Annotated in this window: 24 protein-coding genes and 1 pseudogene; 16 read left to right on the forward strand and 9 right to left on the reverse strand. The window is 62.0% G+C overall.

The window, feature by feature from the left end; genetic code table 11:
- From QKE52_RS11465 to QKE52_RS11480, 4 genes and pseudogenes are all read right to left on the reverse strand, one after another.
- A pseudogene (locus QKE52_RS11465) lies at positions 1-438 on the reverse strand (HNH endonuclease); the annotation flags it as partial.
- Positions 439-624: 186 nt separating this feature from the next.
- Positions 625-1,815, reverse strand: coding sequence for an MFS transporter (locus tag QKE52_RS11470; RefSeq protein WP_347948844.1), 1,191 nt, complete (start codon positions 1,813-1,815; stop codon positions 625-627).
- A gap of 101 nt (positions 1,816-1,916) precedes the next feature.
- Positions 1,917-3,200, reverse strand: coding sequence for a D-arabinono-1,4-lactone oxidase (locus QKE52_RS11475; RefSeq protein WP_347948845.1), 1,284 nt, complete (start codon positions 3,198-3,200; stop codon positions 1,917-1,919).
- Positions 3,197-4,369 carry an alanine racemase gene (locus tag QKE52_RS11480; RefSeq protein WP_347948846.1) on the reverse strand — a complete coding sequence of 391 codons (1,173 nt, stop codon included), beginning with the start codon at positions 4,367-4,369 and terminating at the stop codon, positions 3,197-3,199. The genes QKE52_RS11475 and QKE52_RS11480 overlap by 4 nt, the downstream gene beginning before the upstream one ends.
- 90 nt (positions 4,370-4,459) lie before the next feature.
- Here QKE52_RS11480 and QKE52_RS11485 point away from each other — a divergent pair, with 90 nt between their 5' ends.
- Both QKE52_RS11485 and QKE52_RS11490 read left to right on the forward strand, forming a co-directional pair.
- A complete protein-coding gene (locus tag QKE52_RS11485) occupies positions 4,460-6,007 on the forward strand; it encodes a succinic semialdehyde dehydrogenase (RefSeq protein ID WP_347948847.1) in 1,548 nt (515 codons plus the stop codon).
- A gap of 11 nt (positions 6,008-6,018) precedes the next feature.
- Positions 6,019-6,984, forward strand: a complete 966-nt coding sequence (locus QKE52_RS11490; RefSeq protein WP_347948848.1) for a winged helix DNA-binding domain-containing protein — start codon at positions 6,019-6,021, stop codon at positions 6,982-6,984.
- A 1-nt stretch (position 6,985) separates the two neighbouring features.
- Here the strand turns inward: QKE52_RS11490 and QKE52_RS11495 are convergent, their stop codons facing one another.
- On the reverse strand, positions 6,986-7,894 hold the full coding sequence (locus QKE52_RS11495) for a cation diffusion facilitator family transporter (RefSeq protein ID WP_071407522.1): 909 nt from the start codon (positions 7,892-7,894) through the stop codon (positions 6,986-6,988).
- Positions 7,895-8,036: 142 nt separating this feature from the next.
- Here QKE52_RS11495 and QKE52_RS11500 point away from each other — a divergent pair, with 142 nt between their 5' ends.
- The 6 genes from QKE52_RS11500 to QKE52_RS11525 are packed head-to-tail and all read left to right on the forward strand — an operon-like array spanning position 8,037 to position 12,998.
- On the forward strand, positions 8,037-8,699 hold the full coding sequence (locus QKE52_RS11500; RefSeq protein ID WP_071407523.1) for a hypothetical protein: 663 nt from the start codon (positions 8,037-8,039) through the stop codon (positions 8,697-8,699).
- A gap of 32 nt (positions 8,700-8,731) precedes the next feature.
- A complete protein-coding gene (gene phnD / locus QKE52_RS11505; protein WP_347948849.1) occupies positions 8,732-9,724 on the forward strand; it encodes a phosphate/phosphite/phosphonate ABC transporter substrate-binding protein in 993 nt (330 codons plus the stop codon).
- A gap of 31 nt (positions 9,725-9,755) precedes the next feature.
- Positions 9,756-10,556 carry a phosphonate ABC transporter ATP-binding protein gene (gene phnC, locus QKE52_RS11510; protein WP_049155476.1) on the forward strand — a complete coding sequence of 267 codons (801 nt, stop codon included), beginning with the start codon at positions 9,756-9,758 and terminating at the stop codon, positions 10,554-10,556.
- Positions 10,553-11,347, forward strand: coding sequence for a phosphonate ABC transporter, permease protein PhnE (gene phnE, locus QKE52_RS11515; RefSeq protein ID WP_046649249.1), 795 nt, complete (start codon positions 10,553-10,555; stop codon positions 11,345-11,347). Before phnC ends, phnE (QKE52_RS11515) begins: the two co-directional genes overlap by 4 nt.
- Positions 11,344-12,144 (forward strand): phosphonate ABC transporter, permease protein PhnE, encoded by an 801-nt coding sequence (phnE, locus tag QKE52_RS11520; protein ID WP_347948850.1) that lies wholly within the window; start codon positions 11,344-11,346, stop codon positions 12,142-12,144. The genes phnE (QKE52_RS11515) and phnE (QKE52_RS11520) overlap by 4 nt, the downstream gene beginning before the upstream one ends.
- A gap of 11 nt (positions 12,145-12,155) precedes the next feature.
- Complete coding sequence (locus tag QKE52_RS11525) at positions 12,156-12,998, forward strand: MurR/RpiR family transcriptional regulator (protein WP_049155479.1); 843 nt, start codon at positions 12,156-12,158, stop codon at positions 12,996-12,998.
- On the opposite strand, the gene QKE52_RS11530 is transcribed toward QKE52_RS11525, so the two are convergent.
- The gene (locus QKE52_RS11530) at positions 12,995-14,185 is read right to left on the reverse strand and encodes an amidohydrolase (RefSeq protein WP_070754978.1); all 1,191 of its coding nucleotides are present in this window, start codon (positions 14,183-14,185) and stop codon (positions 12,995-12,997) included. The genes QKE52_RS11525 and QKE52_RS11530 overlap by 4 nt on opposite strands.
- Before the next feature lie 31 nt (positions 14,186-14,216).
- Positions 14,217-15,302, reverse strand: coding sequence for a redox-regulated ATPase YchF (gene ychF, locus QKE52_RS11535; protein WP_070546558.1), 1,086 nt, complete (start codon positions 15,300-15,302; stop codon positions 14,217-14,219).
- 47 nt (positions 15,303-15,349) lie between these two features.
- Here ychF and QKE52_RS11540 point away from each other — a divergent pair, with 47 nt between their 5' ends.
- From QKE52_RS11540 to QKE52_RS11550, 3 genes are read left to right on the forward strand one after another with little or no spacing between them, the layout of a single operon-like run.
- Positions 15,350-16,831 (forward strand): AI-2E family transporter, encoded by a 1,482-nt coding sequence (locus tag QKE52_RS11540; RefSeq protein WP_347948851.1) that lies wholly within the window; start codon positions 15,350-15,352, stop codon positions 16,829-16,831.
- Between the two features lie 36 nt (positions 16,832-16,867).
- Positions 16,868-17,938, forward strand: coding sequence for a DNA recombination protein RmuC (locus tag QKE52_RS11545; protein ID WP_070510515.1), 1,071 nt, complete (start codon positions 16,868-16,870; stop codon positions 17,936-17,938).
- 35 nt (positions 17,939-17,973) lie between these two features.
- Positions 17,974-18,705 carry a DUF6542 domain-containing protein gene (locus QKE52_RS11550; protein ID WP_347948852.1) on the forward strand — a complete coding sequence of 244 codons (732 nt, stop codon included), beginning with the start codon at positions 17,974-17,976 and terminating at the stop codon, positions 18,703-18,705.
- Here the strand turns inward: QKE52_RS11550 and QKE52_RS11555 are convergent.
- On the reverse strand, positions 18,702-19,661 hold the full coding sequence (locus tag QKE52_RS11555; RefSeq protein ID WP_347948853.1) for a 4-hydroxy-3-methylbut-2-enyl diphosphate reductase: 960 nt from the start codon (positions 19,659-19,661) through the stop codon (positions 18,702-18,704). The two genes, QKE52_RS11550 and QKE52_RS11555, sit on opposite strands and share 4 nt — an antisense overlap.
- Positions 19,662-19,813: 152 nt before the next feature.
- Here QKE52_RS11555 and xseA point away from each other — a divergent pair, with 152 nt between their 5' ends.
- The 3 genes from xseA to QKE52_RS11570 are packed head-to-tail and all read left to right on the forward strand — an operon-like array spanning position 19,814 to position 21,745.
- Complete coding sequence (xseA, locus tag QKE52_RS11560) at positions 19,814-21,055, forward strand: exodeoxyribonuclease VII large subunit (protein WP_158382149.1); 1,242 nt, start codon at positions 19,814-19,816, stop codon at positions 21,053-21,055.
- A 45-nt stretch (positions 21,056-21,100) separates the two neighbouring features.
- Complete coding sequence (locus QKE52_RS11565; RefSeq protein WP_070701640.1) at positions 21,101-21,391, forward strand: exodeoxyribonuclease VII small subunit; 291 nt, start codon at positions 21,101-21,103, stop codon at positions 21,389-21,391.
- Positions 21,392-21,745: a hypothetical protein gene (locus tag QKE52_RS11570; protein WP_070821813.1), complete on the forward strand. Its 354-nt coding sequence runs from the start codon at positions 21,392-21,394 to the stop codon at positions 21,743-21,745. It begins immediately after the preceding gene.
- Between the two features lie 4 nt (positions 21,746-21,749).
- Here the strand turns inward: QKE52_RS11570 and QKE52_RS11575 are convergent, their stop codons facing one another.
- Positions 21,750-22,340, reverse strand: coding sequence for a DUF4245 domain-containing protein (locus QKE52_RS11575; protein ID WP_070821812.1), 591 nt, complete (start codon positions 22,338-22,340; stop codon positions 21,750-21,752).
- Positions 22,341-22,541: 201 nt separating this feature from the next.
- Here QKE52_RS11575 and glpX point away from each other — a divergent pair, with 201 nt between their 5' ends.
- Together glpX and QKE52_RS11585 are read left to right on the forward strand one after the other, a co-directional pair.
- The gene (gene glpX / locus QKE52_RS11580) at positions 22,542-23,561 is read left to right on the forward strand and encodes a class II fructose-bisphosphatase (protein ID WP_347948854.1); all 1,020 of its coding nucleotides are present in this window, start codon (positions 22,542-22,544) and stop codon (positions 23,559-23,561) included.
- Between the two features lie 98 nt (positions 23,562-23,659).
- On the forward strand, positions 23,660-25,060 hold the full coding sequence (locus QKE52_RS11585; RefSeq protein WP_046648340.1) for a class II fumarate hydratase: 1,401 nt from the start codon (positions 23,660-23,662) through the stop codon (positions 25,058-25,060).
- Positions 25,061-25,225 lie beyond the last annotated feature (165 nt).

Here is a 25,225-nt window from a genome sequence, read left to right on the forward strand (position 1 = left end):
ATCGCGGACTTTGCGCCTGATTTGACTACGTGTGGGAAAAGCCTGATTGGGTTTAGAAGGGGTGAAGAAGTCAGCCAGGAGGGTATCGATGAAGTCTAGGGTTTCATCAGTCAAGGCTGTCAGTGCCGACATGGGCTGATCGATAGCAATGAGGGACTCGATGTCGAGCAGGCAGTGGGTGTCTTGTATGGCTTTGACTTTCGGCAGGCTATCTAGGCGGTGGATGGCACGCAGGCCGGATTTGATGTGGCCTTCGGGCAGTGACCAGGCAGCAACTAGGGATAGTGCGGTGGTGTTGATATCAGCCTGTAGGCTGGGCATAGCCCCGACCCAGGTGTCATAGGCAGCTCGCCGTGCTTTCGCGCGGGCTATGGCGTGTGGGCTATTCGGGTTGGTGGTGGAAAAGAAGAAGGTTGGTGGGCGTGTGGCAGTGGTCATGGGTATCTCCCCCGAGATAAACATGTGCTAGAAGAAGTGTTCTAACCATGATTCTAGTACCACACACCCCGTATGGCTATAGCTAGCGGTGAATTCGTGTCAAGTCGTTACTATAAACGGGGGTAGCTACCCCACATTAGCCAGCACATTCGATGGCTGCCGACAGGCATGCCATCGACGTGGAGTCTATTCGTAGCGCACGTCACCACGTGCAACGTCTTTACGCCCGTGAACAAAGAAGTAGACCACTGAAGCAACCAGCATTAAGGCTGCCAGCATCCAGTACATGGCGGAATATCCCGTCGCGGAGATAACCTGCCCCAGCAGAATCGGCCCGAAGCCGATGCCTAGGTCCAGCAGCAAGAAGAAGGTCGAGATCCCCGCACCCATCTCATGCATCGGCACCAGGCGCACAGCGATTGCCTGACCGGCCGGAAGGATAGAGCCATATCCGATGCCCACCAAAGCACCCGCAGCAATAATCTGCCAATCAGCGCCAGCCGAAGCCAGGACAGCCAAGCCGGCGATAAAGAAGACGAGCGAGGAGTAGATGATGATGTTGTCACCGCGCCGATCCTGCAGCTTGCCCAGCACAAAGCGCAGGATGAGACTCACAACCGCATAAGCCAAGAAGAAATAGCTAGCGCCCTTCTCCAGACCGGCGTGAGCGGAATAGCCATTCAGGAAGGTAATGATGCCCGTATAAGCAACACCGACCAAAAGGATAAAGACGCCGAACGGCGCCACCGCCGGGTGCACAATATTCCCCAGCGAGAAGGAGACGCTGCGACGCTCCTCCGCTGGCGCCTTGACGATGAGCCCCAAGCCCATGGCCACTACCGTCAGCGTCAGCGCTACCAGAAACACGGTGTTATAGCCAGCATTGTGGACTATCGCCAAACCTGCCGCCGGGCCAAAAGCGGTAGCCAGCGTCGTCCCCAAGGCGAAGTAGCCGGTTCCCTCAGCGCGGCGATGGTCAGGAATCACCGATTGCACCACGGCCATCACAGCCGTCGAGGCCACCGCATAACCGAAGCCATGCAAGATACGGACAGCGAACAACAGTGGCAGAGACTGAGCTGGGAAATACAGCGCCATCGCCACAGTGACCACGATGAGGGAGACAACCAGCGAGCGCTTCCGCCCAACAGCATCCACGATGTAGCCCGAAAAGAGGCGGGCAATCGTCGCCCCCACCACGAAAGCGCTTGAGGCAAACCCGCCCGCCGTGTCCGAAGCTTGGAACTGCTCGACGGCATAGAGCGCCATGATGGTCACAAGCAGATAGAAGACCGTAAATTGGGCGAAATTCACCAACCACGCAAACACGAATGTCGGCGTAATGAGGGACTGGGATTCAGAGGACGTTTGAGACACCTTCTTCAGCAGTGTTATGGAATTAAGACTTCCACAAGCTACCAAAGATCAGAGATACTTTCGAATCCGTCCTCAGGATCGTGCCACGCTTGACGACGTCCCTATCCGAACAGTTTTCGCAGGTAGGGCGAGCCGAACTTCCAATCAGGGTCCATCTTTTCACGCAGCTCGAAGAACTCATCAAATCTTGTATAAAGTTGAGCAAAGTCGCTCCGAGACAGGGAGTTCATCTTGCCCCAGTGCGGGCGCCCGCCCGCTGCGCGCAAGATGGGCTCGAGCTTCGGCATGTAGTCCTGCGGGTTGAGCGCACGCGGAATGTGGAAGGCAATGTACATCGACTCGCGGCCCGATGCCGTCGACAGCGCAACGTCATCCGCGGCCGTCGTGCGCAGCTCCATCGGAAACCCGATGCGCCAGTCCTGCTCGTCGATGAAGCGGCGGATTTCGCGGACGGTGGCGGGGCCGTCGGCAAGCGGCACTGCGTACTCCATCTCATGGAAGCGAACCCGGCGCGGGCTGACAAACACGTCATGGGCGGCGGAACGGTAGCGGTTATTGGAGATGACCGAGGTGGCGAACTTGTTGAGCGTCGGAATCGTCCCCGGAAGAAGACGCCCCAGAGCCAGGGCGGCGGCAAAGGCGCCATTACCGATGAGTTCGTCGTCGATAAGCGCCTTGAGACGTGAGCGGCGCTCCCCGTTCGGTTCGAAGCGCGTGTTGGCTTTGACCATCGCGCGGTCGGTGTGCGGGAACCAGTAAGACTCGAAGTGGTCGACGCCGCGGGAGAGCTCCTCCCAGTTATCCATCAGTTCATCGAAGGCAATGCCGGACTCCTCCGCCAGCAGGTCGAAGGCATCCACGCACTGCATTTCCACTTCGACAACCACGCCGAGCGCGCCCACGCTGACGACCACGAGACGAAGGAGTTCTGGGTCTTCGTCGATGGAATAGGTGCGGGTGTTGCCGTCGGCGTCGATAAGCGTCAGCCCAGTGACCGTGCCCGCAAAGCCCGTGTAATTGATGCCGGTGCCGTGGGTCGAGGTGGAAATCGCGCCCGCCAGCGATTGCGGGTCCACATCGCCCTGATTAGCCAGGGCAAGACCAAACGGGCGAAGGAGCTTAGGCACGTCCCTCAAGCGAGTGCCCGCCAGGAAACGGACGCGCTTGCGCTGCTTATCGACGCTCACCAGACCACTCACGTGATCGAGATTGAGCATGGTCTCCTCCCCCGCTGCGATGGGAGTGAAGGAATGGCCGGCGCCCACCGCACGAACGCTGCGGGCGCGGCTGATGATTGCAGGGATCTCGTCTATGCGGGAGGGCTGTACAAACTCCTGCGGTTTCGTGGTGACCGATCCTGCCCAATTGCTAAAAGTTGTTGTCATCGGAGTGTCCATCCTTGTCCTCTATAGGTGTCCCATACATCAACGCCGTCATTTCCAACAGCCAAAAGGCGGTCGACGTTTTCTGTCATTTCGCCGGCCTTGGCGTGGCGGAACCACACCAGATCCTCGACGTTCAGAGCGGCCCCATGCAGCGGTGTCTGCACCTCACCGGCACCCTCCGTGCTGGAGTAGCTCAGCCCTGCCGGCCACACCGGAACCGGAACGCGATCCTTCGCGGGCGGCCCGGAGGCGATCCAGCCTCCGGAGTTGACCGTGGCCCAGCCCGGCGCGGGCACACGGGATACTTGGCAGACGAAGAACGCGGCCGCCTTGTGGTTGATGCCCGTGAAGTCATCGAAGATCGCCGGCGTGTAGAAACCGGAGCCAGCGGCGAGCTCGGTCAAGGTTCCCTCGGCCGCGGATTCCTGAAGGCTGCCCGTGCCGCCGCCGTTGACGAATTCAATGTCCGCCACCTCCCGCGCGGCCTCCACGCAGGCTCGGCGTCGCGGAGCGAGGTCGGACATGGACTTGGTGCGCAGCCAGCGCTTGACCGCTCCCACCGGACCCGGCAGGCCATCCGCAACGGATGCGACTTGCCCCTCATAAGCCATGAGACCGACAAGCCGGTGCCCGCGCCGAACAATCTCGCGCGCAAGCACCGAGACATGTTCCGGCGTACGCACGGGTGAGCGCCGCGGGCCGATAACCGCGCCCGGCAAGTGAAGGGTGCAATCAATGTCGATGGCCACACGCAGGGAGCCCTCAAGCAGGTCTAAGAGCTCAGCACTATCCACCATGATAGTGATAGCCTCGCGCGCGGTGTCATCCGCTGCGAGCTCACGCAGGGCCTTACGGTTGACGCTCGGATAAGCCACCACGATGTCGCGGAAGCCCTCTCCCACCAGATGGAGCGCTTCTGGAACGGAATAGGCGAGGATGCCACGGTAGCCCCCGTGCTCGAGGGCACGACGAAGTGCTGCCACGCTGCGGATCGACTTCGAGGCCACGCGGATGGGTAGTCCCCCGGCACGAGTCGGCATCTGTGCAGCGTTGTAGTCGAACGCGGCGAGGTCAATAACGCCTACGGGCGCTGGGCTTTCTCCAGATCTGACGAGCGGCTCAACGGCCGCGCGGACCTGGGCCTGTGGAGTGGTCGCGAGGATTGGCATAGCGTCATCCTAACCACGATTAATTTAGTTTGTGAGACAAATCTCGAAAAATCTATAGCGCCATCGCATATTTTTGGGACAATAGACCGCATGAAAACCTTCACTCAGACCCGTCTGCCCCAGCGAGTGCTCAATTTCTTAGACACGGATCCCGCCCGCGATGTGCGCGGCACGGGTGAGCAGCACCAGGCTCACGCGCCGTTTAGCGGTGAGGAGCTCTTTAGCTTCCCCGTCGCCACCGCCGGGGACGTCGAGAAGGCCGTCAACTATGCGCGCGCCGGCGTTGGTCAAGGAGACCGCGCCGCCATCTTGCTGCGCCTGCACGACCTCGTTCACGAGAACGAGGAGCTCATCCTCGACCTCATCCAGGCCGAGAACGGCAAGTCCCGCTCCCATGCCTATGACGAGCTGATGGATCTGTATAACTGCGCGCGCTTCTACGCGGTCAATATCCGCAAGGCCTTTGGCGCTGACCGCTACCCCGGCGCGCTTCCCGTGCTGACTAAAACGCGCACCCAGCATTACCCGCTGGGTGTGGTGGGGCTCATCTCCCCGTGGAATTACCCACTGTCCTTGGGCGTGGGCGACGTCCTGGCAGCACTCTCCGCGGGCAATGCCGTGGTGCACAAGCCGGATTCTCAGACCACGCTGACGGCGATTCTGCTGAGGCGCCTAGCCATCGAGGCGGGCCTGCCGGAGGCGGCCTGGCAGCTGGTTCCCGGCCGCGGTGCGGAGGTGGGCGATGCCCTCGTGCCGCTGGTGGATGGCCTTTCCTTTACCGGTTCCACCAAGGCCGGCAAGTCCATCGCCGAGCAGGCAGCCGGACGCCTCATCCCCACCATGCTGGAGCTGGGTGGAAAGAACCCGATGCTGGTGCTTGACGACGCCCCCCTTAAGTCCACCGCCCAAGGTGCGGTGCGCACTGCATTTTCTTCCTCCGGCCAGCTGTGCATGTCCGCCGAGCGCGCCTATGTGCACGAGAGCGTCTTTGAGGAGTTCCTCGTCGAACTCGCGAACGCCCTAGACCAGCAGGTTTTGGGCGCGGCTTTCTCCGATGCCGCCACCATCGGCTCGCTGACCTCGCAACGCCAGCTCGATGCCGTTAAAGCCCACGTGGAGGATGCCGTGTCCAAGGGCGCCACCGTGGTCTACGGCGGAAAGGCCCGGCCGGACCTTGGGCCCTACTTCTATGAACCCACCGTGTTGACTGGTGTGACCCCAGAGATGGATCTCTATGCCACCGAAACCTTCGGCCCAGTGCTCGCTGTCTATCCGGTCAGCTCTGATGCGGAAGCCATCCAGCGCGCCAACGACACCTCCTACGGCCTATCCGCATCGGTGTGGTCCGGGAATTCCCGCCGCGCATGGAAGGTGGCCTCCCAGCTGGAAGCCGGCATGGTCAACATCAACGAAGGCTTCGCCGCCGCGTATGGTTCCATCGCCGCACCCGGTGGCGGCGTCAAGGAGTCTGGCCTCAATCACCGCCACGGCATTACCGGCATGCGCCTGTGGGCCAATGAGCGCACCGTGGCCGAGCAACGCCTACACCCGCTTGCGCCCTCGGAGTACATCTCCCCGGAGCGCTTCCGTCAGCTGGTGTCCACCGGCATGCAGCTGATGAAGACCTTCCGACTCTAACCTAAACAGCAATGAAGGAACTTACCCGCGATGAGCTTCTCGCTCGTCGGCTCATTGCTCAAGGCCTTGCACCATCGGCGGCGCGGCCGACTCTGGCGTCGGCCCTCGATGTTGCCGAGCATCTGCTCGCCCTCCAGGGCCAGACCTACGATGCCGGTATCAGAGCACTTGCTCTTCGCGCCGGCTGCGATGAGCAAAAGGTACTCGAAGACGTAGCACGCTTTCGCGTGGTGCGCTGTTGGCCGCAGCGCGGCACGCTGCACTTCATGCCGGCTGCCGACGTCCGCTGGATGTCCCGCCTCCTCTATCCACGAATGGCTTCCAGCCAGAAATCCCGGCGACCGAGCTTGGGGCTGAGCGAAGACATGGTGACAGCGGCCTCGGAAGCGCTTCACAGCGCAGCGACCGAGCCCCTGAGCCGCACGGAAGTCTACGAGATTTTCGCTGAAGCTGGCGTTGATCCCACTGAAGGCCGAGGCTCCCACCTACTCCGCGCTTTCGGCGGTGCCGGCGACTTAGTGCAGGGCCCGAAAGCTGGCAGCCAAGAGACTTTCCTCCACGTCGACGCGCTGCCTACCGTCCAGCGCGAACCGGAGGAGCCGCTTGCTGAGCTGGCCCAGCGCTATGTCGAAGGACATGGCCCAGTGTCCGCAGCCGACCTCCAAGCATGGTCCAAGCTCAGTAAATCCCAGGCCACCAAGGCCTTGACATCGACGGTTGCTCAACCTGTGTGTCACGATGGTCAGGACTTCTGGATGGCCCCCTGGCAGGAGGATGTCACGGCTAGCGAGATCGATGAGGCCCTAAAAATCCGCCTCGAGCTCCCCGCCTTTGATGAATACCTTCTGGGCTATGCGCACAAGGAATGGATCGTACCCGATGAGATCCGCGATGATGTCCTTACCAAGAACGGCCTCAGCTGGCCGTGGGTCATGGAGGGCGGACGCGGGGTCGCAAGCCTGCGGTACGCGGGCTAACCTACAGCATCCGCAGGATGCGGCGGTGCACCGTGCCGGCTGGTTCAACGTGGATGAACACCTCGGCGCCGGGGAAAAGATCGTCGATGGCATCCTCGATACGGTCGGCGATGGTGTGCGAGTGCAACACCGTCCACTCACCAGGCACGTCCATCGTCAGGTAGACAAGGCGCTGACGACCCGCTGCCACTGTGCGGCGCGAGGTAAAGGAGACCTGGTGGTGGTCTTCCAGCTCATTGAGAAGCGCGTCCAGCTGGGCATGCTCTTCCTTGGGCAAGGATTCCGACAGAAGGGAGCTCAGGGATTCCTTGAGCAGCTTGTACCCGGTCCACAAGATGTTGATACCGACTGCCAGCGCGATGACGGGGTCCAACCACAGCCAGCCTGTCAACGCCACTGCCCCGATGCCGACGATGACGCCGACGGAGGTCCAGACGTCGGTAAGCAGGTGCTGACCATCCGCCTGCAGGGCAGAAGAGCGGTACTGCTTTCCGGCGCGGACAAGCAGCAGACCGACCACCAAGTTAATGAGAGCCGCTACTAGCGACAGCAGCAAACCAACGCTTGGCTGTTCAAGCGGCAGCGGATGCAAGAAGCGGCGAATGGCCGTGTAGATGATCATCGCGGCCGCGACGAAAATCATCGCGCCTTCCACCAGCGCGGAAACATATTCAGCCTTGCCATGACCAAATTGGTGGTTCGCATCCGCGGGCTTAGCGGCAATTTTGATGGCGATGAATCCCACCACTGCGGCGACCAGGTTGACACCGGACTCGAGAGCATCCGAAAGGAAGCCCACCGACCCCGTCACCGCGGCAGCAATCACTTTGAGAACAATGGTGACGACGGCGGCGGCAATGGAAAGCTTCATGAAGCGTTCGAGCAACCGCTGCTCATTCGGATGAGACATGCGTGTCCTTCTATGAATCCTGCGGTAAGGAAACGGATTGTTACCGCGTGTAGGTTACCAAAGACGAGAGTGCACGTACTGTTCACGCAATGTTTACCGCGTGCGGTCGCAAAGTACATAAACCACCGTTAGTTTGTACTTCATGTCCAAAGACATATCTCCCCCGGTTCTCCTCTTCGATTTTGACGGGACCGTCAGCCTGGGTCACGGGCCTGTACTGGCTTATGCCCGCCATATCGCGGAGGCGACCGGACACCACTCCATTTATCACACCGCCGAGCAGATGCTCTCAACCAACGATGCCGCCCTAGCGAAGTACCGCGATGGCTACGATCTCGTCCGCAGTCTCGCCGCCGATTGCGATGTTCCGGAGGACTCCTGCCAACAGGCCTATATGGCTTCCCGGGAGAACCTTGCGAACACCGGAATCACGGCTCCCGAAGGCCTCGCCGAGTTGTTGAGTACCTACCCAGGCCGCGCGATCCTCGCTACCAACTCTCCCGAAACTGGCCTCGCCGAAGCTCTAAAGGTTTTAGGGCTAAGCAGTTCCTTCGACGTCATTTACACGAGGTTGGGCAAGCCCAAAGGCTTGACCCGAATCCTCGATGCCGATTTCTCTGACAAAGCCGCCAACACTGTCATCGGTTTTGGCGATATCTGGGATTTCGATCTCGCTCCCGTGGACGCGTTTGGCGGGCGCACCGTTTTGTTAGAAACACCTTTCGCCACCCCCGCAGACGCCGACCCCACGTGGCGCGTGCAGCGCGTCACCGACATCTTTTCCGAACTATCTTCCGCCCACTAAATCTCCGACCCTCGACACAGAAAGACATTCTCATGCGCCGCTTCACTGCCCTTGCCGCCTCCGCCCTTGCACTGTCGCTCTCCCTGACTGCCTGCTCCTCTGACTCCGATTCCTCTTCGGCCAATGGCTCGGACTCCCCCGACAAGCTCACCCTCGCGCTGATCCCGAACGAGAAGGTCAACGATCTCGTCACCACCGCGAAGCCGCTGACTGATTACCTCTCTGAGGAGCTCGGCGTCGAAGTCGAGGGCGTCGTGACCAAGGATTACCAGGCCGCCGTCGAGGCAATCGGCTCCGGTCAAGCAGATATCGCGATCGCCTCCGCCGCGCAGCTGGCCTCCGCCGAAGACATGTACGGCGCACACGCCGTGCTGCAGGATGAGCGCTTCGGCGCGGATTCCTACGCCGGCCAGTTCGTCACCAACAACCCCGACAAGTACTGCGAGGACGAGCCGGTGGCCTCCACCTATGCTGCCAGCGGTGCCGACTACCTGTACTGCAACGGCACCGCCACCCCGGAGGAGAACAAGGGCCAGGGTCCGAAGGGCCTCGAGGCGCTCAAGAAGATCGATGGGGAGACCACCGTCGCCATGCTGGGTGCTACCTCCCCCGCCGGATACCAGCTGCCGGTCATGGCCATGGAATCCCAGGGCATCGACGTCGACAGCCTCAAGAAGGTGCCAGTGACCTCCAACGATGCCTCCATCATGGCGGTCTACAACGGCGATGCCGAGGTGGGCTTCAGCTTCTGGGATGCGCGCTCCACCATCGACGCGTCGGAGGCCCCAGATCTGGCCGAGAAGCTCGTGGTCTTCGGCTACACCGACATGTACCCCAACGGTGGCGTCGTGATTTCTGATGAGGTGCCGGAGGATCTGCGCGGCCAGATCACCGACCTCATGGACGGCTTTTCCGAGGTTGACCCGGACACCATGTCCGCCATCTTCGACATCACCGACTGGGTTCCCGCCAAGCAGGAGTCCATCGATATGGCGCGCAAGGTCAACGAGCGCTTCGCCCAGTAGCCTGACGCCCCTACTTAGAAAGGCTTCACCCATGACGGAGGAGAAAGCGTGGGGAATCCGCTTCGAGAATGTCTCGGTGCGCTACCCCAACGGAACGCTGGCGCTTGACGACGTCTCCGTGGACATCGCTCCCGGCGAATTCGTCGCCATCGTCGGCCTGTCCGGCTCTGGCAAATCCACGTTCATCCGCAGCATCAACGGCCTCGTGCAACCGACATCCGGCAAGATTTTCGTCGGCGACCACGAGATTTCTGCGGCGAAGGGAGCGCAGCTGCGGAAGCTGCGCGGCCGCATCGGCATGATCTTCCAGGAGTTCAACCTGGCGGACCGCGCGAGCGTCTTCTCCAATGTCCTCGTCGGGCGCTTTTCTCACAATCCCAGCTGGCGCACCCTGTTGGGAATCTCTACCGCCGAGGACAAAGCAATCATCGCCGAGGCCCTCGACTCCGTAGGGATCCTCGACAAGGCGTGGAATAAGGCCGGCGCCTTATCGGGCGGCCAGAAGCAGCGCGTGGCCATCGCTCGCGCCCTGTCCCAGAAGCCGGCGATCATGCTGGCCGATGAACCCGTCGCCTCCCTCGACCCGCCCACTGCCCACTCCGTGATGAAGGATCTGCGCCGCATCAATACCGAGCGGGACCTGACCACCCTGGTGAACTTGCACCTGGTGGATCTGGCGCAAGACTACGCCACACGCATCATCGGCATTCGCCACGGCAAGATAGTTTTCGATGGGCCCGCCGCAGGCTCCACCGTGGAGGATTTCGAAGCCATCTACGGCCGGCGCATCCGCGAGGAAGACCAGCTGGGAAGTCAGGAGAGCCGGGCATGACGGCGGTACTTCCCCCACGGCAGCGCAACTGGCCCGGCATCCTTGGCGGGCTGGCTGCTTTTCTCGCGCTCACCATCGCCACCTGCGTCCCCGCCTGGGGCGGAATCGAGATCGACTTTGGGCAGATCGCTCGCAACTGGCGCAACGGCGCCGACCGCTTGGCCCTGATGTTCAGCCCCGACTGGTCCATCCTCCCGCGCACGTGGGAGCCGATGCTTGAAACCCTCGCCATGGCCGTCGTCGGTGCCGCCATCTCTGCGGTCATCGCTCTGCCCCTATCCCTGTGGGCGGCGCGGCCCACCAACCCATCGACACCGTGGCGCTCGCTAGTGCGCGGCATCGTCAACGTTGTCCGCGCGGTGCCCGACTTGGTCTACGCCACCATCCTCGTGGCCATGCTCGGCGTCGGTGCCCTGCCCGGCATCATCACGCTGGTGCTCTTCGACGTCGGCATCGTGGTCAAGCTCGTCTCCGAAGCCATCGACTCCGCGGATGATTCTTACATGGAGGCCGGCCGCGCCGCCGGCGGCACGCAAACCCAGATCAACCGGGTTACTGCCCTGCCGCAGACCTGGCCGGTCTTTGCCAGCCAGGTGATCTACTCCCTCGAGCTCAACGTCCGCATCTCCGCGGTCCTCGGCCTCGTGGGCGCTGGTGGCATTGGCCTGCTTATCGACGAAGTCCGTGGTTTCTACCGCTATGACGCGCTCTCCGCCATCGTGCTCGAGCTGCTCGTCGTGGTCATCGCTCTGGAGATCGTGTCCGTCAACCTGCGAAAGAGGCTGCGATGAGCACTGCACATGTACTTCCCTCCCGCTCCCGCAGCTGGGGAGTCTTCGCTGCGTGGGCCGGAATCCTTATGATCTTGGCGCTGTCCTTTGGCTACATTCGCGTTGATCTGACGGCTCTTAAAGATTTGCCCTCGAACATCTGGCACTACCTCGTGCTCATGTTCTCCAACCCGGACTGGTCCAAGCTGGGTGAGGCCCTCCTGCAGACCTGGCGCTCCGTGGCCATGGCCTGGATCGGCGCGCTGCTCGGCGTGTTCCTCTCCACCATCCTCGGTGTCCTGGCTGCCAATACGGTCTCCCCGGGCTGGGTGTGTCTGCCACTGCGTGCGCTCTTTGCCATCATCCGCGCGGTACCGGAGATCATCATCGCCATCATTATCCTCACCGTCACCGGGTTGACCCCGTTTACGGGCGCGCTGGCTCTGGCCATCGGCGGCATCGGTACGCATGCGAAGTGGACCTATGAGGCCATTGAAACCGCGCCGACTGGCCCAGCCGAAGCAGTCAAGGCAGCCGGCGGCAGCCTGGCAGAAATGGTGCGCTGGGGAACCTGGCCCATTGTCCAACCGGAGCTGGCTTCGCTCGCGCTCTACCGTTTTGAGATCGACGTGCGCACCTCCGCGGTCCTCGGCCTCATCGGCGTGGGAGGCATCGGTGACATGCTCACCGGCTATACGCAGTACCGCCAGTGGGACGTCGTCGGCGTCCTGCTCATCGTGGTCATCGTCATCACCATGTCCATCGACGCCATCTCCGGCGCTATCCGCCGCCGCATCGTGGCTGCCAAATTCACCTGATAGTTAGCCCTATGACTGATTCCGCCCCACTCTCCGCGCACATCACCACGCGCATGCCGAGCCTGCAGCCCATCGAACAACGCGTGGCCCAGGCAATCCTCGAAGACATGGACTTCGTCCTGCACGCCACTGCGGACCAGCTGGCGGCCAAGGTAGGCACGTCCCGTACCTCCGTCATCCGCACCGCGAAAGCGCTGGGCTACGACGGGTACCAGCAGTTGCGTGTGGCGCTCACGCAGGAGATTGCGCAGCGCCCCACCCCGCCGGCGGGTGCCGATTCCACCCACGTCGGCCGCATGAGTGCCGAGATTGCCTCCTTCAGCAACTACCTGCATGGGCTTACTGTCCTGCTCAACGAGGATGAGCTAGCCGCGACAGTGGAGGCAGTAGCGCAGGCCAAGCGTGTTCTCCTCGTGGGCAATGGCCTCTCTGCTCCCTTGGCGCAGACCATGGCGCTGCGCCTCACAAGCATCGGGCGCCCAGCCGAGTTCGTGGCGGAGGCCATGGGCCAGCACATCGCGGCGACGCAACTAGACGCAGAGTGCGTGTGCCTCGTCGTTTCCGGTTCAGGGTCGACCACGCTCACGCTCAAAGCCGCGACAGCAGCCTTCGAGGCGGGCGCGAAGCTCATCGCGCTGACCTCGTTTACCTCCTCGCCCTTGGCGGAGCTCGCCTCCTACACACTGGTCATCCCCTCCCCGGATGGGACATTTCGTGCAGAGCTGCAGGATGCCTCGCGCGTTGCTTTTCTGCTGGTGCTTGAAGCACTCGTGACGCTGGTGGATTCCCACCTCGATGATTCCGCGGCACGGCGCACGGTGCTCTCTGTGCTGCAATCGGCGATGGAAGATTAATTTTCCAGGTAGGCGTAGGCCGCGGCGATGAGAGCCTGCGTCGCCGTGGTAAGAGTCGGCTGCAGCTCCGGAGCAAAGCGCGGGTTGTGGTTGGGGATTGACGCACCGTCGGTACGCCCGCCGAAGCCCCAGAAACAATAGGGAGCGCCGAAGGCATCGGGGATACGAGAGAAATCCTCCGAGGCGGTCCACGGCTCCATGTCGAGGACGTTGTCGCTACCAAGGACGTCGATAAGCTGCGCGCGCACCTTGTCGGTCACGTCGTCATCGTTGACGGTGAGGGGGTAATTATCACTCTGCACAAACTCCGGCTCGCGCGGGGACATCGCTGCCCAGCACTCCGCCTTAACAATGCGGTGAATCGCCTCGACGATCTGAGCCCGGACGTCTTCGTCATAGGCACGGATGTTGATGCGTAAGGTCGCCGAATCCGGAATGATATTGGCCTTCGAACCCGCCTGCAGTGCGCCAACGGTCAATACGGCGAAGTGGTGCGGATCGACTTCACGGGAGACAACTGTTTGCAGCCGCAGCACGATGGAGCTGGCGAGCACCACCGGATCAACGCTGAGGTGCGGCATCGAGCCATGAGAACCGTGACCATAGACGGTGACGGTGAGTGAGGTCGCCGTGGACAAGACCGGGCCGGGCGCGATGAGTACGCTGCCAGCGGGGGCATCCTTATCAATGAAGATGTGCTGGCCAAAGGCCACATCAGGCGTGGGGACTTTTTCGGTGAGTCCCGCGTCCACCATGGACTGCGCGCCCTCGGCGGTTTCCTCGCCCGGCTGGAAAAGGGCGATGAAGGTACCGGACCACGAATCGGTTGCCTTGGCCAGTGCCTCAGTGGCGCCGAGCAACCCGGTCACGTGGGCATCGTGCCCACAGGCGTGCATTGCCTCACCCGTAGCGGAGTAGTCCAGGCCGGTGTCCTCTGTAATGGGCAGGCCGTCGAAATCGGCGCGCTCCAAGACGGTCGAGCCTTCGCCGTTGCGAAGGATGCCGACGACTCCCCCGCCGAATTCCAGCACCTCAACTCCTGGAAATTCCTGGAGCTTATCCGCGATAACACCGCGGGTGCGCTCCTCCTCCATGCTGAGCTCAGGATGCTGGTGCAGATCCTTGTAAAGGGACTCCTGCCACTGCGTGGCCTCTGCTGCGCGTTCGAGGATGTGGGCGATACTCATGCCCACAGCCTACGCGCTATGAGCGCACGAGTTAGCCGCCGATCTTGAAATCGCAGACGTCGCCGTCCTGCATGATGTACTCCTTGCCCTCCTGGCGCACCTTGCCAGCATTGCGGGCTTCCGCCATGGAGCCAGCGGCGTCCAGGTCATCGAAGGAGACGATCTCGGCCTTGATGAACTTCTTCTCAAAGTCGGTGTGAATTACACCCGCGGCCTGCGGTGCTGCGGAGCCCTGCTTGATGGTCCACGCGCGAGCTTCCTTCGGGCCTGCGGTCAGGTAGGTCTGCAGGCCGAGGGTGGCGAAGCCGGCCTTGGCCAACGTCGCCAAGCCGGGTTCTTCCTGGCCCACCGACTCGAGCAATTCGAGTGCCTCCGCCTCATCGAGCTCAAGGAGGTCGGTTTCGGTCTGGGCATCGAGGAAGACGCATTCCGCAGGGGCGACGAGCTGGCGCAGCTCCTCCTTCTTGGCGTCATCGGTAAGCACGGCCTCATCCGAGTTGAAGACATAAAGGAAGGGCTTCGCGGTCATGAGGTGCAGCTCGCGCAGGAGGGAGAGGTCGATCTCGTTGCTCTTGGAAGCGGCGAAGAGGGTGCGGTCATCTTCCAAGATGGCCTGGGCCTTCTTGGTCTCTTCCACGGTCTCTGCCAGGTCCTTGTTCTTGCGGGCTTCCTTTTCCAGACGAGGCAGGGCCTTCTCAATGGTTTGGAGGTCCGCGAGGATGAGCTCCGTATTGATGACAGAAATGTCGTGTGCCGGGTTGACCTCACCGTCGACGTGGATGACGTTTTCATCGGCAAAGGCACGCACCACCTGGCAGATGGCGTCAGCCTCACGGATGTTGGCGAGGAAGGCGTTACCCATGCCTTCACCCTTGGAAGCGCCTTCCACAATGCCGGCGATGTCCACGAAGGACACGGTAGCCGGAAGGATGCGCTCGGAGCTGAAGATTTCCGCAAGGCGGTTCAGGCGGGAATCGGGAAGCTCAACGAGGCCGACATTGGGTTCAATGGTGGCAAACGGGTAGTTCGCCGCCAAGATGTCGGAACGGGTCAGGGCATTAAACAAAGTGGACTTGCCCACGTTGGGCAGGCCGACGATTCCAAGTGTAAGACTCACGGGGCCAATCCTAACGCACCCCGGATCTTTTAAGGCAAGATGGTGGGGTGAGTTCTGATCAGCCATCCCCCACTGCATCCTCGCCTGAGCTTGCCGCAGCAGAGGCAGCACTTGGCGGGCGCTTCGATGACTCCGTCGATGCTGCCTCGCTGAACGCTGTCTCCGCACACCCGCCAGGCAACCAAGTGGATCGCTCCGTGGTGGTCGGCGAGGTCATCAAGTCCGCATCACTGTGGGCACTGCGCCTGACCATCATTGGCGTCTTTCTTTATGCCTCATTCCGCATGCTGGGCAACTTCTGGCGCGGCATCCTGCCCGTCCTCATCGCGCTGATTATTTGCACCGTGCTGGCCCCCATTGCGAGCGTCATGCGGCGAAAGGGATTGCCGTCAGCTCTCGCTGCGGCAGTGACCATTCTCGTGTCTTTTACTGCGGTGGGCACCCTCTTCATGTTCATTGCACCGGACTTCGCGCGGCAGTCCCAAACACTGTATCTGCAGACTGTGGAGGGAATTCAACGCTTGCAGCTATGGGCACAGGGCCCGCCGCTCAACCTCGACGCGAATGAGATCGGCGGCTACATCGATGAAATCGCCCTGTGGTTGCAGCGCCAGGCGGGTTCCATTGCGGGCTCCGTGTTTACCGGAATCGGCACGGCCACCTCCATCGTGGTCACGCTCTTCATCATCGTGGTGCTGACCTTCTTCTTCCTTAAGGACGGCCACAACTTCCTGCCGTGGCTGCGCCAAGCGACGGGCCGCCGCACCGGCTGGCACTTGACTGAGCTGCTAACCCGTGTGTGGACCACGCTGGGTGGTTTCGTGCGTGCACAGGCTGTTGTCTCGCTTGTCGACGCCGTCTTTATCGGCCTCGGCCTCGCCCTCATCGGTGTGCCTTTGGCCATGGCCCTCGCCATCATCACGTTCATCGCCGGCTTCATCCCCTTTGTCGGCGCAATTGTGGCCGGCGCACTGTCCGTGACCATCGCGCTGGTGTCTTTGGGCTTCACCAAGGCGCTTCTGGTGCTTGGCTTGGTCCTGATGGTCCAGCAGCTCGAGGGCAACGTGCTCTCCCCGTGGCTGCAGTCGAAGGCGATGAACCTGCACCCGGTTATCGTGCTGATTTCCGTGACCGTCGGCTCCGCGCTCTTTGGCCTCATCGGCGGTTTCCTCGCCGTGCCGGTTGCCGCCACCATCGCGGTGGTCTACCGCTACTTCCAAGACATGGTGATGCTCCAATCCGGCGAGAGAACCGCCGAGGAGTTGGAGTTTTCTACCGTGGCAGGCTTCCTCATCGGGCGCTATACCCAACAGCAGGGTGACCACAAACGCGAGCAATGGCTGTCCGTCCCGGACCACGCTGCACCGGAAGGCGCGGCGGAAGACGTCGCCAGCGATGGCACGAGCCCGCTGGACCGCAAGGTCGATGTTGACGCGGAACTCAGCGAGCGCGATAGCGGCGCCCGCGCGGGAATCAAGCGCGCCATCGGCGCTCTCGAACAGATGTTGCAGTCGAAGGACAAGAACTAGCGGGGCGTGTCCGGGGCGCATGTCATGATGACAGGTATGACGTCTACCCTTCCCGTGTTGCTCCTCTTCCTCGGCCTCATCATTGGCGCAGCCCTCGGTTGGCTGGCCCGCGCCTATTCCGCGCAGTCTTCCCAGCCCTCCGAAGAACACCGCGCGCTGCAAGAATCCCAACGCCGCCAAGCCGAGCTTGCCCCGCTGGAAAAGGCCATGGACCGCTTGGGCCTGCAATTGCAGGAAATCGAAGAGGATCGCGCGACATCGCTCGCCGCGCTCAGCAGCCAAGTTCAAGCGGTAACGCGCACCTCGACTCGGCTCTCCGATCGCACCGACAAGTTGGTCGGCGCGCTGCGCTCGCCGAACGTCCGCGGGCGCTGGGGCGAAGTACAGCTGGAACGCGTGGTCGAGCTCGGCGGCATGCGCAAACATGTGGACTTCGACTCCCAAGTCAGCGCTCGCATCAACGGTTCGGTAGTCCGCCCTGACCTCGTCGTTCACCTGGCGGGTGGGCGCAGCATTGTGGTCGACGCCAAGGTTCCACTCAGCGCCTACCTCGACGCCATGGAGACTGAAGATCCGGAAGAAAGGGCAGGGTATCTCCGGCGCCACGCGCACCTGATGCGCTCACATGTCCAAGCACTGGCTTCTAAGGACTATATCGAGGCTTTCTCCCCCACGCCGCAGTTTGTGATCCTCTTCGTTCCCGCGGATACCTTCGTCGACGCCGCGCTCTCCATCGATGCCGAGCTGCTCGAGTTTGCGTTCGAGCGCAACATCGTCATCGCCACGCCAAGCACCCTCTTCGCCCTCCTGCGCACCGTGGCGGTGAGCTGGCAGCACGAAGAAATCTCCGACAAAGCCCGCGAGGTACAGCGCTTGGGACGTGAGCTCTACACGCGCCTTAATACCCTCAACGAGCACTATGACAAGGTCGGCCGCGGCCTCGAGCGCGCGGTTGAGGCTTATAACGCGAGTTTGGCCAGCTTGGACTCCCGCGTCGGGGTCACCGCGCGGCGGCTCAAGGAACTAGATGTGCCCGCCCGCGTTGACCGCCTGCCGGTGGAGCCGCGCAGTGTCGGTTCTTGGCCGCGGCGCGCCCACGATGAATAACGTTTTGGTCACCAATCCCGGTAAGCTCTCTGGTCGTGTCTGTTGCCAAAAATCGTCGCCGCCCTCCCCGCCGTGGGATGCCGCTTACCCGAGCGCTCCTCGTCGCGCTCGTCGTGACGCTTGTGGCCTTGGCAGTCTCAGGTGTGCTCGGCAAGGTGGCCCTGCCGTTCGCCCTGATCTTTGGACTTGGCTCGCTCGCTCTCACCTGGTTGGTGGAGATCCGCGGGCTCTACTTGTTGGTGATCACCCTGCCGCTGCTCTACGCGCTAGGAACCGTAGGCGGCGGGTTCATTAGCTCGACGGCTGCCTTGCCAGAAGGCGCCTCTCCGTTTTCCAAGACCGCGCTTCTCACCACGGCCTTCCCACTGATACAGCACTTCCCGGTGCTCATCGTCACGGTCTTGGCGTGTGCGCTGCTCGCGGTCATGCGTATATGGAGCAGCAACAACCACGCGAAGAGCCGAGAAGCGGAAGCACAAAAGAAGCGACGTGCCGACGCTGCCTCCGACCGCCGCAACCGCTCTGAGCGGCTCTCCGTGGCAGAGCTCATTGCCCGGGAGAACACGAGCTCTGGGCGGGTACGGGAGCGCAACCGTGAGGAACGCCGCCGCCTGCAGGCCGAAGAGCGCGCCCAGCTCCGCCAAGCTTCCCCCGAAACCGACGTGCAGGAGGATTTCCGCCGCGCCGCCGCTGAAGCAGCGGAGAATGCGCAGCGCCCCCAGCGGTCCCCCCAGCCGCTCGAGGAAAACCTCTACGACGAGGACTAGCGCGCAGTACGTGCCGGGCGCAGATCGCGCGGCAGCGAGAACGTGATGGTCTCCGTGGAGGTGGTCACCTGCTCAACGTCGCTGTAGCCGCGCTCATCCAGGTATTCAAGCACTTCACGCACCAGCAACTCAGGCACGGAGGCACCACACGTGACGCCAACGGTGTTCACGCCCTCAAGCCAGGCCTCATCGATCTCTGAGGCGAAATCCACCAGATACGAGGTCTTCGATCCTGCCTCAAGGGCAACCTCGACAAGGCGCTTGGAGTTCGAGGAGTTCTGGGAGCCAACAACGATCATGAGATCGCACTTCGGCGCAATGGCCTTTACTGACTCCTGGCGGTTCTGTGTGGCGTAGCAAATATCGTCTGACGGCGGGTTTTCCAAGTGCGGGAAGCGCTCGCGCAGCTTGTTGACGATCTGGATGGTCTCATCCACCGACAACGTGGTCTGGGACAGCCAGATGAGCTTTTCCTCGTGTAGGAAGTCCGGCAGCTTGTCGACGCCCTCCAAACCATCCACCAGGTGGGTGACGTCCGGGGCCTCGCCGGCAGTACCTTCGACCTCTTCGTGACCTTCGTGGCCGATCAGCAGAATCTCGTAGCCGTCGCGCTCAAAACGCTGGGCTTCCTTGTGCACCTTGGTCACCAGCGGGCACGTGGCGTCCAGCGTTAGCTGCTTGCGCTCTTCGGCCTCTTTGCGCACGCTCGGCGCGATGCCGTGCGCAGAAAATACCAGGTGAGCACCTTCGGGGGCCTCGGAGGCCTCTTCCACAAAGATGACGCCACGCTTGGCCAGGGATTCAACGACGAAGCGGTTATGCACGATTTGCTTGCGCACGTAGATGGGAGCGCCGTACTTTTCCAGCGCCTTTTCCACTGTCTCAACAGCGCGATCCACGCCGGCGCAGTAGCCGCGGGGAGCCGCGAGGAGCACCTTCTTTGCAGTTTCAGTCATGCCAACCAGAGTATCTAAAGTTGCCCACATACTGTAGTTCTCGCCCATTCGCGCCCGCCGCAGGTGACCGGTGACACCCGATGTCCGGCGCGCCCCATACACTAGACGGAACACGCCCCGAAGCACAGACCACTCAAAAGAAAGGACTGCGCGTGAACCAACCGGCCAATTCCGCGGAGACACCGTGGCCCGTCGGCAAGGTCAATGACCAAGTCAAAGGCTGGATCGAGCGCCTCGGCTTCCTCTGGGTGGAGGGTCAGATCACCCAGCTGAATATGAAGCCGACGTGGAAACTGTCCTATATCACCTTGCGTGACGTAGAACAGGAAAAATCCGTCCAGCTGACCTGCAACACGTCGCTCATCCGGAATGCTCCCTCGCCCCTCAAGGACGGCGACCGCGTCGTGGTCTACGGCAAGCCAGCCTTCTACGCTGGGCGCGGTAGCTTCTCCCTGTGGGTTACTGAGATTCGTCACGTCGGCATCGGTGATCTCCTCGCCCGAGTAGAGATGCTGCGCCAGCGCCTACGCCAGGAGGGCCTGTGCGATCCTGCCCGCAAACTGCCGCTTCCCTACCTGCCGAAGAAGATCGGCCTCATCACCGGCCGTGGCTCACACGCTGAGCGCGATGTCCTCTCCGTGGCGCAAGACCGCTGGCCGGCGGTCCAATTCGAGGTCATCAACACCGCGGTGCAGGGAGCCACGGCAGTCACCCAGGTCATCGACGCGCTGCAGACCCTTGACGCAGACCCGGAGGTCGATGTCATTATCATCGCCCGCGGCGGCGGGTCGGTGGAAGATCTGCTCCCCTTCTCCGAGGAGGCTCTCCAGCGCGCAGTAGCCGCCGCCCGCACCCCGGTTGTCTCCGCCATCGGCCACGAGCCGGACCACCCGGTGCTTGACGACGTCGCCGATCTTCGCGCCGCCACCCCCACCGATGCGGCCAAGCGCGTCGTGCCCTCCGCTGCCGAGGAATACGCAGTGATTTCCGAAGCACGTTCCCGCATGGCGGCGGCGCTGCGCGGCTGGGTGGAACGAGAGCGCCGCGGGCTCGAGAGCATCCGCTCCCGCCCCGTCCTCGCGGACCCCATGGTGCCGATCACCGCGCGCCGCGAGGAACTCGAACGTCACGTTGCGTCGATCCGGCGAGTCATTACTCATCAGCTGGACCGCGAAAACAACCAGGTAACCTCGTTGCGTGCGCGGGTCTCTGCCTTGGGCCCCTCGGCCACTCTCGAGCGCGGTTATGCCATTGTGCAGGTCCTTCCGCGCGATGGCAGCGGGCCGGAAGTCGTCACGAGCTACACGCAATCGCCCCCGGGTTCGCAACTGCGCATCCGCGTGGGTGATGGCTCGATTACCGCCGCCGCCATGGCCTCCCAGGCTGCGGATTAAACAGACCACGTTATACAGAACCAGAAAGAAAGAAGCACTATCCTCATGACTGACACGATTGGCGCCGGCCAGCCCGGCCAGGACGCATTCCCGCCCGTCGAAGAGCTGAGCTATGAGCAGGCCCGCGACGAACTTATCGAAACCGTGAAGATCCTCGAGCTCGGGCAGATGGGCTTGGATGAGTCCCTGAAATATTGGGAGCGCGGCGAGGCGCTAGCCAAGGCTTGCGAGGCACACCTCGACGGCGCTTCCAAGCGCGTAGAGGAAGCCCTCCGCAAGAATGATGCGGACAGTCCGGACAACGCAGAAGCACAGACGGAAACAGGAGAGGTTTAAATGAAGATTTACGGCTACCCGGGAGATCGCGTCGACTTCGTCTCCAAGTCCGGCGGAGCAGGTGCCATGGTTTTTGGTGATCCACGCCAGCTCGCCGAAGAATTCTTCGGCACCCCTCACACCGACAACGGTGAGGAAATCAGCTACTTTTCCGGCTCCATTGTCTTGCGCTTCACCGAAGGGAAACTCAGCGAGGTCTCCTTATTCCCCAGCAAGTCCAAGCACGAAAAGGTGGATATCTACCTAGGCAAGACCCGCCTGAGCGGGCTCGACCCCGAGACCCTGCGCAGCGCTGCTGGCAACGAGGTCGAGGTGGAATGGGACGGCGCGCTGCAGAGCGTGACGTTTCGCTGACTAGTTACTCGCTGATGACACTGCCGTCCTCAGCGATCTGGAGTGGCTTGGCCTCGACGAATGCGGTCAGTGCCGCCTCATAATCCGCGTCGGAAGCAGATCCGGTAAGGATAAGGCGGGCATCGCCCAAGTCCGTGATCCACAGGGGGCGAACGTCCTTGTCGTCGCTGCTCAGGATTTCCACGTCCTGACCCGCTACCTCACGCCGCTCGGAGCTGGCTCGATAGTTGGAATCGTAGGCGGTGGGGACATCTTCAAGAGCTAGCTGGGTCTGTGCCGACTCAACGTACCCTTCATTCGCGGTCAGCCAGCTCACCACGGCACCGGACTCGCTGCCCACTTGCTTGCGCCGCGCGGCCGTCGGCTGCCAGCCCTCCGGCATGACAGGTTCGCGAATGACCGCCCCGCTACCGCGCGCTTCCATCTCCAGGAAGGTGGCGGCATCCACATTCTGCACAGGCCCGGACTTTTCCGGATTTATCGAGCACAGTCCCGTTGCCCCGACGGCCAGAAACATCATGATGAGGATGATGCCCACCGTCAGGGTGATATCACGCGCGTCCTCAAAAATCTTTGGTTTATCTTCAGATGCCACTTGCCCAGTATGGCACGACGCCTCCGACACACGCGACAGCACCCTCTCACCTGCCTTTTCGGCAGGTGGCGCACCCCCGCCCCTCTTCTGGGGGAGGCATTCGGGCTTGAAACCGGAAGAAAAGTGGAAGAATGAAATATGTATTCCGGGTTGTCCCCCACCCCGGGCCGAGCCACCTGAAAAGAAAGGGACTATTCACACATGTCTGATAACACGTCTTATATCCCCGACCGCAACCTAGCCATGGAGCTGGTGCGCGTCACCGAGGCAGCAGCGCTCGCCTCGGGTCGCTGGGTTGGCCGTGGACAGAAGAATGAAGGTGACGGCGCCGCGGTGGATGCTATGCGCAAGCTCATCAACTCCGTCGAGATGAACGGCGTCGTCGTCATCGGCGAGGGCGAGAAGGATGAGGCCCCGATGCTCTTCAACGGCGAGAAGGTCGGCACCGGCCAGGGCGCCGAGATGGACATCGCCGTCGACCCGGTTGACGGCACCCGCCTCATGGCTGAGGGCCGCCCGAACGCCATTTCCGTCATCGCTGCTGCTGAGCGCGGCACCATGTATGACCCGTCCGCGGTTTTCTACATGAAGAAGATTGCCGTTGGCCCCGAGGCAGTCGGCGCCATCGACCTCAATGAGTCGGTCGAGTGGAACGTGAAGTCCGTGGCCAAGGCAAAGGGCATCAAGCCGGCCGACCTCACCGTCGTCGTGCTCGACCGTCCGCGTCACGATGACCTGATCCGTCAGATTCGTGAAGCCGGCGCCAAGGTCCGCCTCATCATGGACGGTGACGTCGCCGGCGCCATCGCCACCTGCCAGGACACCAACTCCATTGACATCATGATGGGTATTGGCGGCACCCCGGAGGGCATCATTACTGCCTGCGCCATGAAGTGCATGGGCGGTGAAATCCAGGGCAAGCTATGGCCCAAGGATGAAGCTGAGGCAGAGAAGGCTCGCAAGGCCGGCCACGACCTTGACCGCGTCCTCACCACCAACGATCTGGTTTCTTCCGAGAACTGCTACTTCGCCGCTACCGGCGTGACCAACGGCGATATGCTCCGTGGCGTCTCCTACCGCCCGAACGGCGCCACCACCCGCTCGCTGGTCATGCGCTCCAAGTCCGGCACCATCCGCTACGTCGACTCCATCCATAAGCTGGCTAAGCTGCAGGAATACTCCGTGGTGGACTACACCAACCCCCACGATCAGGAAAGCTAGTCCACTTTCCCAGGAAGAGTGCTACGGTGGCCATGAATGCCGTGCCACGGCACACATAAAGAACCCAACAAAACTCATTTCACAGAAAAGGTGAATTCATGACTGAATACCGCATTGAACACGACACCATGGGCGAGGTAAAGGTTCCGGTCGACGCCCTGTGGCGTGCCCAGACCCAGCGCGCCGTGGAGAACTTCCCGATCTCCGGCCGCGGCCTCGAAGATGCTCAGATCCGCGCACTCGGCCTCCTCAAGGCTGCCTGCGCCCAGGTAAACAAGGACTCCGGCAAGCTGGATGCGGAGAAGGCTGACGCCATCATCGCCGCTGCCACCGAGATCGCAGAGGGCAAGCACAACGATGCCTTCCCGATCGATGTCTTCCAGACCGGCTCTGGTACCTCTTCCAACATGAACACCAACGAGGTCATCGCCTCCATCGCCCACAACAATGGCGTGGAGATCCACCCGAATGACCACGTGAACATGGGCCAGTCCTCCAACGACACCTTCCCCACCGCAACCCACGTTGCGGCAACTGAGGCTGCCGTCAATGACCTCATCCCGGGCCTCAAGGTGCTCCACGACTCTCTTCTGGCCAAGGCCAAGGAATTCGCTGACGTGGTCAAGTCCGGCCGTACCCACCTGATGGACGCCACCCCGATCACCCTGGGCCAGGAGTTCGGCGGCTACGCTCGCCAGATCGAGCTCGGCATCGAGCGCGTTGAGGCCACCCTGCCACGCTTGGGTGAACTGGCTATCGGCGGCACCGCTACCGGTACCGGCCTGAACACCGACGCTGAGTTTGGCGGCAAGGTCACCGAGGAGCTCAAGAAGCTCACCGGCATTGACCAGCTCTCCGAGGCCAAGAACCACTTCGAGGCCCAGGCTGCCCGCGATGCCCTCGTCGAGTTCTCCGGCGCCATGCGCACCGTGGCTATCTCCCTCAACAAGATTGCCAACGACATTCGTATGATGGGCTCCGGCCCGCTGACCGGTCTGGCAGAAATCCACCTCCCGGACCTGCAGCCGGGTTCCTCCATCATGCCGGGCAAGGTCAACCCGGTCCTGAGCGAGGCCGCCACCATGGTGGTCAGCCAGGTCATCGGTAACGACGCCGCTGTTGCTTTCGGCGGCTCCAACGGCCACTTCGAGCTCAACGTCTACATCCCGATGATGGCCCGCAACGTCCTCGAGTCCTCCCGCCTGCTGGCAAATGTCTCCCGCGTCTTCGCCGAGAAGTGCATCGACGGCATCGAGGCCAACGAGGAGCGCATGAAGAAGTTTGCGGAGTCCTCCACCTCCATCGTCACCCCGCTGAACTCCAAGATCGGCTACGAGAACGCCGCCAAGGCAGCTAAGCACGCGCTGAACGAGAAGATCACCGTCCGCGAGGCAGTCATCGACCTCGGCTTCGTTGACGGCGAGAACCTCACCGAGGAAGAGCTCGATGAGCGCCTCAACGTTCTCACCATGACCAACCGCGACCGCGACAACTTCTAAGCTCGCTTTCGCCCACGCCGCCGCTCTCCTTCGGGAGGGCGGCTTCGCCGTTTTCCCATCCACCCCGCTGGGCCAACAGCAGGGTCGGGGTAGCCAAACTGCCCGTCCTGCCAAAGTTATAGCCTCCGCCTCAAGATCTGGCAATAACTTCGTCAACTAGGGCAG

Origin of the sequence: Corynebacterium sp. c25Ua_47 (assembly GCF_039907205.1) — a bacterium.
Classification (GTDB): Bacteria; Actinomycetota; Actinomycetes; order Mycobacteriales; family Mycobacteriaceae; genus Corynebacterium; species Corynebacterium hiratae.